This window comes from Pseudomonas sp. PA-4-8C (genome assembly GCF_021606625.1).
In the GTDB taxonomy this organism is placed as follows: Bacteria; Pseudomonadota; Gammaproteobacteria; order Pseudomonadales; family Pseudomonadaceae; genus Aquipseudomonas; species Aquipseudomonas lactis.
Genome location: NZ_WKCD01000117.1, coordinates 1 through 15,543, shown reverse-complemented (window position 1 = coordinate 15,543; position 15,543 = coordinate 1). Strand labels below are relative to the sequence as shown.

General features: G+C 66.0%; 2 protein-coding genes. Both read right to left on the bottom strand.

From position 1 onward, the window contains the following. On the bottom strand, window positions 1-11,253 hold an 11,253-nt coding region (locus GIW04_RS17630; protein ID WP_236479086.1), incomplete at its 3' end, for a non-ribosomal peptide synthetase. Further along, window positions 11,250-15,543 (bottom strand): amino acid adenylation domain-containing protein (locus GIW04_RS17625; RefSeq protein WP_236479085.1); only part of this gene is annotated, 4,294 nt, incomplete at its 5' end. The genes GIW04_RS17630 and GIW04_RS17625, both read right to left, overlap by 4 nt.

The following is a 15,543-nucleotide window of genomic DNA, read 5'->3' as shown; positions in this document are numbered from 1 at the left end:
TTCTTCGCACAGTAGCAGCTCACGCAAAATCCCACCCTCCCCCGTCTCCCCCGCCGGCGCAAGAGGTGAATAAGAGCCGGCCCCCCGCGGTTCCCCCGCCGCATCCAGCGCCGGGTCCTGCGCCAACACCAGCCGCACCACCCCGTCATACCGCCCCTGCGGCTGATACACCGTGCGCAACGCCGCCGCGTAAGTACGCGCCGGCCCATTCATCGCCTCCACCGCCGCACGCGCTGGCAACAACCCCACACTCACCATCCCCCCATGCAACGCTTGCCGCTGCGCCACCTCATCGCGCCCGGCAAAGTCCACAGCATCAATCCCCAGCGACTTCCCAGCCGCCAACTGCATCGCCTCGATCAACCGCAACAACGCCGCCGTCGAGGTATAAGCCTTGCTCGCACGCCCCGGCGCCTCGCTGTCGATCACCGTCAAAGAGCCCACCTCACGCCCCATCGCCTGCAAGCGCAGCGCCATTTCCAGCGCCACCCAGCCGCCGAACGAATGCCCCACCAGATGCACCGGCCCCTCGGGGCATTCCTGTTCCAGCGCGGCCAGGTAACACTGGGCCGCCGCTTCCACCTGGCTATGGGGCACCGCTTCGCCATCCAGCCCGCGTGGCTGCAAGCCATACAGCGGCCAGTCGCGCCCCAAAGCTTCGCTCAAGCCGACAAAGCCGGTGACGCTGTCTCCCGCGCCCGGCACGCAGAACACCGGTGCATAGCCGGCGCGCCCGCTCTGGATGCGCAGCAAGGGTGAGTGCGCCGCGCAACTCACCGGGGTGCTCGCCGCCAGCGCTTGGCTCATGGCCTGGCCAAGGCTCTGGATATGCGGCGCCTGCATCATGCTCTGGTGATCCCCCGGCACCTGCACCTGGCGCAGTTGCCCAGGCGCCAGGGCGGTGTCCCACCCCAGCGCGGCACTGCGCCGCGACAGTTCGGTGGGCCGCTGCTCGGCGCTGAACAGGTGCACCGGGATCGGCAGCGGGAACAGGCTGTAGTGGGCCAGGGCATGCCCATGCCCGACTTCCCGTTGCAAAAAGCTCAACAGGTCGGCGTCCGTCGCCGCTGCCATTTGCGCGTATAGCAAACCTTGATCGCGACAGCGTTGCAGCAAAGCCGCAATGTCCAGCTGTCCAAGGCCTGCCTCCAGTTGGTCCAGGCTCGCCAGCTCATCCACACCTCCCTGTGCCTTCCAATAGGCCGTGCACTGCAACAACAAATGCCGCTTGAGGGCATCCGGCCCGCTCCAGCGCGCTTTGCCCTGGTCGGTCATGCGCGGCACGTAGCTGTCGATCAAGCCGAGAAACGCCACGGCCTCATCCTGCCCCAGCAACTGCATGGCAACTTCATAGGCCAGCACGCCACCAAAAGACCACCCCGCCAGCCGGTAAGGGCCGTGGGGCTGGATCTGGCGAATCAGCCCGACCATGCGCGCAGCCAGGCCTTCCATGCTGTCCAAGTGCGCCTCGCCCAGCGCCAGGCCCGGCAGGCCATAAATCGGGTAATCGCCCGGCAGGTGCTGGCCAAGCGCCGGGAAGTACACGTCCATGCCGCTGAACTCATGCACCAGAAATAACGGTGCCTGCGACCCACGGCTGCGCACCGTGATCACCGCCGTCTCAGGCAGCACGTCGTCACCGCGCAGGCGCAGCAGCGCCGCGACCGAGGCCACGCTGGCATGCTCGAACAGCTCGGCCAGCGACACCGGCAACCCGGCCTCTTCCAGCCGATTGACCAGGCGAATCGCCAACAACGAATGCCCGCCCAGTTCGAAGAAACTGTCATGGCGCCCCACCTGCTCAAGCTTCAGTACCTCGGCCCACAGCTGGGCCAAGGTCTGCTCCAGTGCATCAATTGGCGCTTCGAATGTGCCGCTGGCCGCAGCGTCCCACGTGGGCACCGGCAAGGCTTTGCGATCGACCTTGCCATTGGCCGTCAAGGGCAAATGCTCCAGTGCGACAAAGGCCGAGGGCACCATGTAGGCCGGCAAGTGCGCCTGCAGGTAAGCGCGCACCGACTCGATGCCGACCGGCTCGCCCGCCCAGGTGAAATAGGCCACCAGACGTTTGTCCCCCGGCACGTCTTCACGGGCCAGCACCACCCCTTCGCGAATGCCGGCGAATGTCGCCATGCGTGCTTCGATCTCACCCAGCTCAATGCGGAAGCCGCGGATCTTCACTTGGTCATCATTGCGCCCGATGCACTCCAGCAGGCCGTCCGCGCTCCAGCGCCCGAGGTCGCCGGTGCGGTACAGCAAGGCGCCTGGGTTGAACGGGTTCTGCACGAACTTTTCAGCCGTCAATTCAGGGCGGTTCAGGTAGCCCTGGGCGACACCGTCGCCGCCGATGCAGATTTCACCGGTCGCCCCCACAGGCAACAACTGCAACTGCGTATCCAGCACGTAGACCTGCGTGTTGGAAATGGGTCGTCCTACCGGCACGCTGTCGGCATCAGCGGTAAGCGCGTGCACCTCATAAGTGGTGGCGTAGGTGGTGGTTTCGGTCGGCCCGTAGCAATGCACCAGGCGCAGCCCCGGAGCCAATGCCAGCAGGTTGCGAAACGCCGCCGGGTCGGCACGTTCGCCGCCGCACAGCAAAATACGCAAGCCGGCCAGGGCCTGGGGAATCAGTTGCACATATTGGTTGAATAGCGCCGTGGTGACGAACAGCACCGTCACGCCCTGAAGTGCCGCGCCAAACGCCAGCGGGTCGAGCAAGGTGGCGTGGTCGATCACCTGCACCTGACCGCCGTTGAGCAACGCCCCCCACACATCCATGGTGCTGGCATCGAACGCCGGGTTCGAAGCGAAGGCCACGCGGTCATGGGGATTGAAATCGGCGTAGCCGTTGTTGAGCACCAGGCGCGTGATGCCACGGTGCGGCACCAATACGCCTTTAGGCATGCCGGTGGAGCCGGAGGTGTACATGATGTACGCCACGCTGTGCGAGGGCTGCGGCAGGCCCGGGTTGTGCTCGGGGTATGAGTCGAGGGCCAGGGTGTCCAGGTCCAGGCGTTGCACCGCGCTCTCCACGCTGCAGTCGCTGCCGGTCAACAGCCAGGCGGCGCCGCTGTCTTGCAGCATGAAGGCCTGGCGTTCGGCCGGCGCGTTGATGTCCAGCGGCACATAGGCGGCGGCGCATTTGAGAATCGCCAGTTGGCTGATCAACAACGCCATCGAGCGTGGCAGCAGGATCGCCACGTTATCGCCGGGGCACACACCCAAGCCGAGCAGGTGATGGGCCAGGCGGTTGGCGCGGCGGTTGAGTTCGCCATAGCTTATCCGTTGTTCGCCATGCAGCACCGCCACCGCATCGGGGCGCGCCTGGGCCTGGGCTTCGAACAGCTGTTGCACGCTGTGTTCACGGGGGAACGCGCGGGCCGTGACGTTGAAGCCCTCAAGCAGTTGCTGGCGTTCGGCCTGGGGCAGGATCGACAAGCCATTGAGCGCGATGTCGCTGCGCTCTTCCAACGCCTGCACCACCTGCGCCAAGGCGTTATGCAGGTAGTCGCCCAAGCGTCGGGCCCCCTGCCCCATGGCCGTGAGGCTGAAACCTTCACCCAGGTCATCCACGCTCACCGACACGCCGTAGTGGGTGTGCTCCTCGGTCTGGAGCACTTCGACCCCCTGCCACGCCTCGGCCACGCCCCCGGCCTGGGGCGCGCTGTGGCGGTAGTTGAACAGCACGCTGAACAACGGCGTAGCCATCGGTACGCCGCTGCAACGCTGGGCCAGCGCCAAAGGCGCGTGTTCATGGCTGAGCAGTTGGGTCAGGCGCCCATGGGTGGCACGCAGCGCGGTCAGTACCGAGTGTTCACCCAGGTCGACTCGCAACGGCAAGGTATTGATAAACACGCCCATGGCACGCTCGGCGCCTTCGCCACCTTGCAGGCGGCCGAGCATCACCGTGCCGAACACCACCTGTTCACGGGCGCAGACCGTGCCCAGCACATGGGCCCAGGCCAGGTGCATAAGGCTGGCGGCGCTGACGCCGGCTTGACGCGCCTGAGTGCGCAGGCGCCGACTCAACCCCAGGTCGAGACTCACCTTCACGCGCTCATCGGCGCCCAGGTGCGGTAGGTCGGTGGGTTCGTCGACCTCAGCGAGCATCTCGCGCAAAAACGTCTCGTGGTCCTCAGCGCCCAGACGAGTCTGGGCCACGTAGTTGCGGTACGGCACGGGCGCGGCCAAGGTGTCTTGGGTGCCCAACAGGAAGGCCTGCATTTCGTGTTGCAGGATGTCCAACGCGATGTGGTCCATCACCAGATGGTGGAACAGCAACGTCGCCACCACCCGTTGCGACTCCTCGGCATACACCAGGCGCATCAAGGGTGCCTTGGCGAGGTCCAGGCGTGGCGGCACCGGGCCGTTTTCAACCCGTAATGAGGCGGTGCGCCACACCACCTGCACCGGCTCCTCCAGCCCGTCCCAGTGGAAGGATGAACGCAGGATGTCATGGCGCTGGATCACCGCCTGCAAGGCGTGGGCGAAGGCGTCCAGGCGCAGGCGGCTGTCGAAGGCAAACTGCGCCTGCAGCACATAGGCGTCGTCTCCCTGCACGGCGCGATGCTGATACAGGATGCCGGCCTGCAAGGGTGCCAGCGGGTAGATGTCCTGCACATTGGCCGCGCCGCCGGGGATGCAGGCGACGATGCGCTCGATGGCAGCGGGGTCCAGGGTGATCAGCGTAAGCATGTCCGGCGTAATCCGGGTGCAATCGGCCGCGATACGATTGGCCGGCACCGCCACTTCACGCCCACCGCCCAAGGCCGCGGCCAGGGCGGACAAGGTCGGTTGGCCAAACAGTACTTTTACATCTGCCGACAAGCCCAGGCGGCGCATGCGCCCCATCAGGCAGACTGCCAGCAATGAGTGGCCACCCAATTCAAAGAAATTGTCATGCCGGCCCACGCGCTCCACGTTGAGCAATTCGGCCCACAGTGCGGCCAGGGTGATTTCCGTATCACCCACGGGCGCTTCATAGTCGCGCACACTCAACGCGTCCAGGCCCGGCGCCGGCAGCGCCTTGCGGTCGAGCTTGCCGTTGGGGCTCAGCGGCAGCACCTGAAGATGCACAAAGCTCGCCGGCAGCATGAATTCCGGCAGGTGTTGCAGCAGGTGGGCGCGCAGGCTTTCGACCTCGCTCGGCACGCCGGTGTAATAGGCGATCAGGCGCTGCTCGCGGGCAATCACGGCAGCTTCCTGCACCGCTGGATGCTCGGTCAGGCGCGCCTGGATTTCCCCCAGTTCGATGCGCAGGCCACGAATCTTCACCTGGTCATCATTGCGCCCCAGGTACTCGAGAGTGCCGTCGGGCAAGTAGCGGCCCACGTCACCGGTGCGGTACATGCGCCCCGGGGTGAACGGGTCGTCGAGGAAGCGTTCGGCGGTCAGCTCGGGGCGGTTGAGGTAACCCCGCGCCACCTGCACGCCTGCGATGAACAATTCACCGACCACCCCCAATGGCACCGGCTGCAACTGCCCGTCCAGTACATACAGGCGCGTGTTGGCAATCGGCTTGCCGATGGGCGTGTTATCCGGCACCAAGGCACCCGCGCAGTCCCATGCGGTGACATCCACCGCCGCTTCGGTGGGGCCATACAAGTTGTACAAGCCAACCTCCGGCAATTGCTGCTTGAAGCGCCGCACCAGGCTGCCCGGCAGGGCTTCGCCGCTGCACATCACCCGCACCAGCCCCGCCGCCTGGCTGACATCGCCGTGAGCCAGGAACACGTCGAGCATCGACGGCACAAAATGCAGCGTTGTGACCCGCTCGGCCTCGATCACCTGGCACAGGTAGTCAGGGTCTTTATGCCCACCAGGGCGTGCCATGACCAGACGTGCGCCGGTGAACAGCGGCCAGAAGAACTCCCACACCGACACGTCGAAGCTGAACGGGGTTTTCTGCAAGACCGTATCGCTGGCGGTCAGCCCGTATTCGTCCTGCATCCACAGCAGGCGGTTGACCACCCCAGGGTGTTCGTTGATCACGCCCTTGGGCTGGCCGGTGGAACCGGAGGTGTAGATCACATAGGCCGCCACGCTGGCCGCCTGCGGGTTATGGGTGGGCTGGTGCTGCCAGGTGGGTAAATCGAGGTTGACCACCGGGACCTCGCCCAGCAACCCAAGGGTGCTGGCCTGGGCCAGCACCACCGTCGGCGCGCTGTCGTGCAGCATGTAGGTGATGCGTTCCAGCGGGTAGGCCGGGTCCAGCGGCACATAGGCGGCGCCGGCTTTGAGGATCGCGTACAGGCCAATGACCATGTCCAGGCCACGCTCCACGCAGATCGCCACCCGCGCCTGGGGCTGCACACCCAGGGCTTGGAGGTGATGGGCCAATTGGTTGGCACGCGTGTTCAGTTCGGCATAGCTCAGTTGCTGCGCGCCCGCCTTCAGGGCAATGGCCTGGGGCGTGCGCAGCACCTGGGCTTCAAACAGGCCGTGCAGGGTCTGGTCGAGGTTGTAGCTAACGGCAGTGGCGTTGAAATCCACCAGCAGTTGCCGACGCTCGCGCGCATCCACCAGCGGCACGTGCGCCAGCACTGCCTGGTCGTTATCGACCATGGCCTGCAACACGCGGGTGAAGTAGCCGACGTAACGCTGCATCGTCGATTCGTCAAACAGGGCCACGGCATATTCCAGCGCACCGAGGATGCTGCCCTGCACTTCGCCCAGGTTCAACGACAGGTCGAACTTGGCGAAATGGCTGTGCTCGACAATGCTCTCCAGGGCCAGGTCGCCCAGGGCCAGGGTCGGCGCGCTGCTGTCCTGCCAGCTCAGCAGGGTCTGGAACAGTGGGCTGTGGGCCAGGCTGCGCGGCGGCCGGGTAATTTCCACCACCTGCTCGAAGGGCAAGTCCTGATGGGCCTGGGCTTGCAGGATCAGCGCCTTGACCCGCGCCAGCAATGCCTCGGTGCTCAGCTCGCCCGAGGTGTCGATACGCAGCGCCAGGGTGTTGACGAACAGGCCAATCAGCCCTTCGACTTCGGTGCGCATGCGGTTGGCCACCGGCGTGCCGATCACCAACTCGGGCTGCCCGGACAAGCGCGCCAACAGCGAAGCCCAAGCGCTCATCAAGGTCATGTACAAGGTGGTGCCATGGCGTTGGCTCAAGGCCTTGAGCCCGGCGGTGAGGCGCTCATCCAGGCGCACTTCGACACTGCTGCCAGCGTAGTCCTGCTGCGCCGGGCGCGGGCGGTCGGTGGGCAAGGTCAGCAACGCCGGCGCACCGGCCAACGCCTGTTGCCAGTAGCTGCTTTGGCGCTGCAGCACCTCGCCGCTCAGCCACAGGCGTTGCCACACGGCAAAGTCGGCGTACTGGATCGGCAAGGGCGGCAGCGGGTCGGCGTGGCCGTGGCTGAAAGCCTGGTACAGCGCCATCAGCTCGCGGGTCAGCACGCCCATGGACCAGCCGTCGGAGACGATATGGTGCAGGGTCAGCAACAGCACATGGTGATCATCGGCCATCACCACCAGGCGCCCGCGCAGCAACGGGCCGCGCTCAAGGTCGAACGGTGCCGAGGCTTCGCCGTGGATCAGCGCGTCCAGGGCCTGTTGCGGCTGCGGGTGGCGACGCAGGTCCTGCACTTGCAGCGCCAACACCTCTTCGGCCGGCACGACCAGCACCTGGGCCTGGTCACCCTGCTGGGCGAAGCGGCTGCGCAGGGTTTCATGCCGCGCCACAATGCGCGCCAGGGCCCGTTGCAGCGCCTGTACATGCAACTGCCCGCGCAACCGCAGGCCGATGGGAATGTTGTAGGCGGTGTTGGCCCCTTCCATCAACGCCAGGAACCACAGGCGTTGCTGGGCGAAGGACAGCGGCACGTCGTCATCACGGTTGGCCGGCAAGATATCCGGCAAGGTGCTGCGACCGGCCTGGGCCAGCACCTCGGCGACCGCCGCCAGTTCAGCGTTGGCAAACAGGTCGCCCAGCGCCAATTCGACGCCCAGCCGCTGGCGCACCTGAGACACCATGCGCATGGCCAGCAGCGAATGCCCGCCCAGCTCAAAGAAATGGTCGTAACGCCCCACGCGTGGCACCTGCAACACGTCGGCCCAGATCTGCGCCAGCACGGTTTCGATTTCGCCCTGGGGCACGGCGTACTCGCGGGTAAATACCGCGGCCATGTCCGGCGCCGGCAGGGCCTTGCGGTCGAGCTTGCCATTGGCCGTCAGTGGCAGTGCGTCGAGCTTCATGAACGCGACAGGCACCATGTAGTCGGGCAGATGCGCCACCAGGTGGGCGCGAATCTCGGCCAGCGTCAGCGGGTCCAGTTGTGGGTTTTCGGTGAAGTAGGCCACCAGCCGTTCCTCACGCACCACCGCCACTGCTTCCAGGATGCCGGGCAATTGGTTGAGCTGGGTTTCGATTTCGCCCAGTTCGATGCGCACGCCACGGATTTTCACTTGGTCATCGTTGCGCCCCAGGTAGTCGAGCGTGCCGTCCGGCAACCAGCGCACCAGGTCACCGGTGCGGTACATGCGCCCTGCATTGAACGGGTCGCGCACAAAACGCTCGGCGGTCAGTTCCGGGCGGTTGAGGTAACCGCGTGCCACGCCTTTGCCGCCCACGTACAACTCCCCCGCCACCCCCAGCGGCACCGGGCGCTGGTGTGGGTCGAGCACGTAGACCTTGGCATTGGCGATCGGCTTGCCGATATGCAACGGCTGGCCCGCCTCGACCTTGCCGGAAGTGGCCACCACCGTGGCTTCGGTGGGCCCGTAGTTGTTGATCAGCTCAAAGCGCTGCGCCCGCCCGAACTGGCGCAGGCGGTCGCCACCGACCAGCAAGGTGCGCAAGGTCGGGTGCTCGATGTTCTGGCTGAAGGCGTATTCCGCCACCGGCGTCGGCAGAAAGCTCACGTCCAATGGCTGCGCGCACCACCAGGCCAGCAGTGCGTCGATATCTTCGCCGCCCTCATGGGCCGGTGGCAGGTGCAAGGTGGCGCCCACACACAGCGCCGGCCACACTTCCCAGGCCATCGCGTCAAAGCCGAAACCGGCAACACTGGCGGTGTGCCGGCCGGCGCGCAGGTCGAAGGCGCTGCAATGCCAGTCCACCAGGTTGGCGACAGTGTGGTGTTCCACCATCACCCCTTTGGGCAAGCCGGTGGAGCCGGAGGTGTAGATCACATAGGCCAGGTTCGTCGGGCCGACGGCGATTGTGGGGTTGCTCGCCGAATGGTGCTGCCAGGTGAAGCGGTCGAGGTTGATCACCGGCACATCCAGCGCCGGCAAGCGCTCCAGCAACGCGTGTTGGGTGAGTACGGCTACCGGCGCACTGTCGCTGAGCAGATAGTGGAGACGCTCGGCCGGGTGGGACGGGTCCACCGGCACATAACCGGCACCGGCCTTGAGAATCGCCAGCAACCCGGCCAGGGTATCGAGGCCGCGCCGCGCCACAATCGCCACGCGGTCGTCGGGCTTGACCCCCAGTGCCAACAGATGATGGGCCAGCAGGTTGGCTTGCTGGTTCAGTTCGGCATAGGTCAGTTGCCGGCCCTGATGCACCGCGGCGATGGCGTGCGGCGTGAGCGCGGCCTGGGCTTCGACCCTGCCGTGCAGGGTGGTGCCTTGGGGGAAGACGGTCTGGGTGGTGTTGAACTGTTCCAGCAGCAAACGCTGTTCGGCAGCGGGCACCACCGACAGTTGGTCAAGCGCGGTATGGGGGGCCTGTTCCAGTGCGCTCACCAGGTTTTCCAGCGCGGTGTGCAGGTAGGCGCAGACGCGTTGAGGGTCGACCAGGGTGCTGGCCAGCAAACTCAGGCCGAAGCCCTCGCCCAGGTCGTCCACGCTCAGGGTCAGCGGGTAGTTGGTGAGTTCCTCGGCGCGCAGTGCGGTGATGCCGTGCCACGCCGACACGGCCTCGGCGCTGGCGGCGGACGCGCTGTGGCGATAGTTGAGCAGCGCGCTGAACAGCGGCGTCGGCGCGAGCACGCCACTGCAACGCTGGGCCAGGGCCAACGCCGCGTGTTCATGGCGCAGCAACGTGGTCAGCCGTGAGTGGGTGGCCTTGACGGCGGTGCGCACGTCCTGGGCGTCCACGTCCACGCGAAACGGCAAGGTATTGATGAAAATGCCCAGGGCGCGGTCGGTGGCATGGCTGCCCTGCATGCGCCCCATCAATACGGTGCCGAACACCACCTGGGCCTTGCCGGCCAACACCGCCAGCACTTGAGCCCAGCCCAGATGAAACAGGCTGGCAGCGCTCACGCCCTGTTGGCGCGCCTGTACGCGCAAACGCTGGGCCAATGCCGGCGTCAATGGCAGGCTGACTTCAGCGATACCGCGCGCATCGCCTTGCACATCCTGCAAACCGAACGGCAAGGTAGGCTCGCTGATATCGCCGAGCATCTGCCGGAAGAAACGTTCATGCTCTTGCTCACTGATCCCCAGCCGCGCCTGCGCCACATAGTTGCGAAACGGCACGGCCTGGCCCAGGGCCGCGCCTTGCCCCAACAGGCACGCCTGCATCTCGTGGCACACCACGTCCAGGGCGCTGTGGTCGAGCGCCATGTGATGGAACAACAGGGTGGCGACGATGCGCTGGTTGGCCGGGTCTTCAGCGCGCACCAGGCGCAGCAACGGCGCCTGGGTGACGTCGAGGCGATAGTGGCGGGCATCAAACAGGTCATGCAGTTGCGCGGCGATATCGCCGTCGGCCGGGTCCAGCATCAAGGCTTGCACCGGCAGGCGCGCCTGGCGCCACACCACTTGCGAGGGTTGCGCCAGGCCATCCCAGACCATCCCGGTACGCAAGATGTCGTGACGGTCCATCACCCGTTGCAGCGCCTGGGCAAAGGCATCGAAACGCGCAAGGCTGTCAAAGGCGAACTGCGACTGCATCACATAGGGGTCGCCCTGCTCGGCACTCACATGGTGGAACAGGATGCCTTCCTGCAACGGCGCCAGCGGGTAGATGTCCTGGATGTTCGCCACGCCGCCCTGCACCGTGGCGACAATGCGCTCAATCTCGTCCTGGCTCAGGGTCGACAGGGTCAGCATCGCGGGGGTGATGCGCTCGGCAGTGGCCGGGATGCCATTGGCCGGCACCTGTACCTCACCGGCTTTGGTCGCGGTGTATTCACCGGCCTTGATCAGTTCGATCAGCGCCGGCTTGTGTTCACGCAAGGCGGCCAATATCGCCGGGTCGCTCAAGGCGTGCTTGTTGCCGTTCACCGACAACTGCTCGCCCTTGAGCGCCAGTTGCACATCCTTGGTTTTCAGGGTTGCCAGCAGCTCGAGGATGTTCACAGGACGATCTCCATTCGTTCGGTCATTGCGGCGTAGCCGGCCAGGGTCGGTTGTTCGAACAACCCGCGCACATCGGCTTCCATGCCTTCCTGGCGCAGGCGCCCGATCAAGCTCACGGCCAGCAGCGAGTGCCCGCCCAGTTCAAAGAAGTTGTCGTGGCGCCCTACCCGCTCCACCTTGAGCAGCTCGGCCCAGAGCTGGGCCATGAGGACCTCGGTGTCGCCTTCAGGCGCCGCGTACTCACGTACCTGCAAGGCGTCCATACCCGGTGCGGGCAGGGCCTTGCGGTCGAGCTTGCCGTTGGGGCTCAGGGGCCAGGCGTCCAGGTGCATGAACAGCGCCGGCACCATAAAGTCCGGCAGGTGCTGCAACAGCTGGGCGCGCAGGCTGTCGATATCGGTGGGCACGCCGGTGTAATACGCGACCAGGCGCTGGTCCCGGGCGACGACCACGGCGTCCTTGACCGCCGGATGCTCGATCAGCCGCGCCTGGATTTCGCCCAGCTCGATGCGCAGGCCACGGATCTTGACCTGATCGTCGTTGCGACCCAGGTACTCAAGCGTGCCATCGGGCAGGTAGCGGCCCAGGTCACCGGTGCGGTACATGCGCCCCGGGGTGAACGGGTCGTCGAGGAAGCGTTCGGCGGTCAGCTCAGGGCGGTTGAGGTAACCCCGCGCCACTTGCACGCCCGCGATGAACAGCTCACCGGCCACGCCCAACGGCACCGGCTGTAACTGCCCATCGAGGACATACAGGCGGGTGTTGGCAATCGGCTTGCCGATCGGGGTGTTGTCCGGCACCTCAGGGCGGGCGCAGTTCCAGGCCGTCACGTCCACTGCCGCTTCGGTGGGCCCGTACAGGTTGTACAAGCCAATCCCCGGCAACTGCTGCTTGAAACGCCGCACCAGGCTGCCCGGCAGCGCTTCGCCGCTGCACATTACCCGCACCAATCCCACCGCTTGGCTGATATCGCCGTGGGCCAGGAACACATCGAGCATCGACGGCACAAAGTGCAGGGTCGTGATGTGCTCCGCGGCGATCACCTCGCACAGGTACGCCGGGTCTTTGTGCCCTTCAGGGCGCGCCATCACCAGGCGTGCGCCGGTGAACAGCGGCCAGAAGAACTCCCACACCGACACATCGAAGCTGAACGGGGTTTTCTGCAACACCGCATCGTGGGCCTTGAGGCCATAGGCGTCCTGCATCCACAACAGGCGGTTGACCACCCCGGCATGTTCGTTGATCACGCCCTTGGGTTGGCCGGTGGAACCGGAGGTGTAGATCACATAGGCCGCGTGCCGGGCAGTGAGGCCCGGTACTGGCGGGTTGGTGACGGGTTGGTGCTGCCAGGTGCTGTGGTCGAGGTCGATCACCACCGCGTCACCCAGCAAAGCGCGGGTGGCGCTTTGGGCCAGCACCACCACCGGCGCGCTGTCGTGCAGCATGTAGGCGATGCGCTCTGGCGGGTACGCCGGGTCCAGCGGCACATAGGCACCGCCGGCCTTGAGGATGGCGAACAGGCCGATGACCATGTCCAGGCCGCGCTCGACGCAGATGCCCACCCGTGCATCCGGGCGCACACCGCTGTCACGCAGGTGATGGGCCAGGCGGTTGGCGCGTTCATTGAGTTGCTGGTAGCTCAAGGTGTGCTCGCCGGCCTTCACCGCCACGGCCTGCGGGGTGCGCATAACCTGGGCTTCAAACAGCCCGTGCAGGGTCTGGTCGAGGTTGTAGTTCACCTCGGTGGCGTTGAACTGCACCAGCAGTTGTTGCCGCTCTTGCAGTCCCAGCACCGGCAGGCGGTTCAGCGCCTGGTGCGGCGCCTGCTCAAGAGCCTCGACCAGGCCGCTCAACGCGTTATGCATATAGCCGCACACCCGCTGCGCATCCACCTGGGCCAGGGCAGTGAACGCGTAGCCGTCGCCCAGGTCGTCCACGTTCAGGGTCAGGGGGTAATTGGTGCGCCCGTCATTGACCAAAGTCTGCATGCCTTCCCACGCCAATTGCGCATCCGCCGAGCGGGTGGCGGCGCCGCGATGGCGATAGTTGAGCATCGAGCTGAACAACGGCGCCGGGGCCGCTACACCACTGCAACGCTGGGCCAAGGCCAGGGAGGCGTGTTCATGGCCGAGCAATTCGGTGAGACGCGCATGGGTGGCCCGCACGGCGGCGCGGGCGCCCTGGTCGTCGATATCCAGGCGCAGCGGCAAGGTGTTGATAAACACGCCCAGGGCGCGGTCGGCGCCCTCGCCGCCTTGCAAACGGCCCACCAGCACCGTGCCGAACACCACCGTATGGCGCGCCGATACTGCGGCCAGCACCTGTGCCCAGGCCAGGTGGAACAGGCTGGCAGCGCTGACCCCCAGCAACCGCGCCTGGCTGCGCAGGCGGCGGTTGAGCGGGCTGTCCAGTTGCAGGGTATGTTCGTCGATGGCATTGCCGTCGCCGCGCACGTCCTGCCAGCCGAACGGCAGCGTTGGCTCATCGACATCGTCCAGCATCTGGCGGAAGAACTGCTCATGCTCCTGTTCGCTGACACCCAGGCGCGCCTGGGCCACATAGTTGCGATACGGCATTGGCGCGGCGGTGGGCGCGGCGTGGCCCAACAGGTGGCCCTGCATTTCGCGCAACACCACGTCGAAGGCGGTGTGGTCCAACACGATATGGTGATAGAGCAACACCGCCACCACGCGCTGGTTGACCGGGTCCTGGGCATACATCAGGCGGATCAACGGCGCCTGGCTGATTTCCAGGCGATAACGCCGCGCATCAAAGCGCTCGTGCAGGCCGGCGAGTACGTCGCCTTGCAGGTGCAGTTCCTGTACGCACAACTGCGCCTGGCGCCACACCACTTGCAGCGGTTGTGCCAGGCCCTCCCACACCACCCCGGTGCGCAGAATGTCGTGGCGGTCGATCACCTGTTGCAGGGCGCGCACAAAGGCGTGCAGGCGCTCGATGCTGTCAAACGCCAGATGCGATTGCAGCAGGTAAGGATCGCCCTGCGCCGCCGTGAGGTAGTGATAGAAAATCCCTTCCTGCAACGGCGCCAGCGGGTAAATGTCCTGCACGTTGGCAGCGCCTCCCGGCACCTGGGCCACCACCTGGTCGATGGCCGACTGGTCGAGGCTCACCAGGGCCAGCATGTCCGGGGTGATGCGTTGGCAATCGGCACTGATGCGATTGGCCGGCACCTGCACTTCGCGGCCACTGCCGACAGCGGCGGCCAGCGCGGCCAGGGTTGGCTGGCTGAACAGCACGCGCACATCAGCGCTGAGGCCGACCTGGCGCATGCGCTCAATCAGGCTGACGGCCAGCAATGAATGGCCGCCCAGTTCGAAGAAGTGGTCATGGCGACCCACCTGCTCCACCTGCAACACCTCGGCCCACAGCCGCGCCAGGGTGGTTTCGACGTCACCTTGGGGGGCTTGGTATTCACGACTGAGCAAGGCGCACTGGTCTGGCTGCGGCAGTGCCTTGCGATCCAGTTTGCCGTTGGCGGTCAGGGGCAGTTGGTCAAGCCGCATGTAGGCGACCGGCACCAGCGCCTCGGGAAGCTGGGCTTGCAGGTGCGCACGCAAGGTCTCGATCTGCAGCGGGCGCTGTTCGGTGAACCAGGCCAGCAGGCGGCCTTCGCGCACCAGCACCACGGCCTCGCGGATGCCGTCCAGTGCCGCCAGGCGGCTTTCGATTTCACCCAGTTCCACCCGCACGCCGCGCAGTTTTACCTGGTCGTCGTTACGGCCCAGGTATTCAAGGTTGCCATCGGGCAGCCAACGCACCAGGTCACCGGTGCGGTACATGCGCCCAGCGTTGAACGGGTCTTGCAGGAAGCGTTCGGCCGTCAGCTCGGCACGGTTGAGGTAACCCCGCGCCACGCCGCTGCCGCCCACATAAAGTTCACCGGCCACACCCACCGGTACCGGGCGCAGGTGCGCGTCCAGCACATAGCTGGTGGCATTGGCGACAGGCCGGCCGATATGCAACACCTGCCCGGCCCGCACGCGGCCGGAGGTGGCAACCACCGTGGCTTCGGTGGGGCCGTAGTTGTTGACCACCGCAAAGCGCCGCTCCTGGCTGAACTGACGCAAGCGATCACCGCCGATCAGCAGGATGCGCAACGTGGGGTGCTGCTGGGGCAGGCTGAAGGCGTATTCGGCCACCGGCGTCGGCAGGAAGCTCACGTCCAACGGCTGTGCCAGCCACCAGGCCAGCAGCTCATCGATGTTTTCGTTGCCAATCGCGGCGGGCGGCAGGTGCAGGGTCGCGCCGACACACAGGGCTGGCCAGACC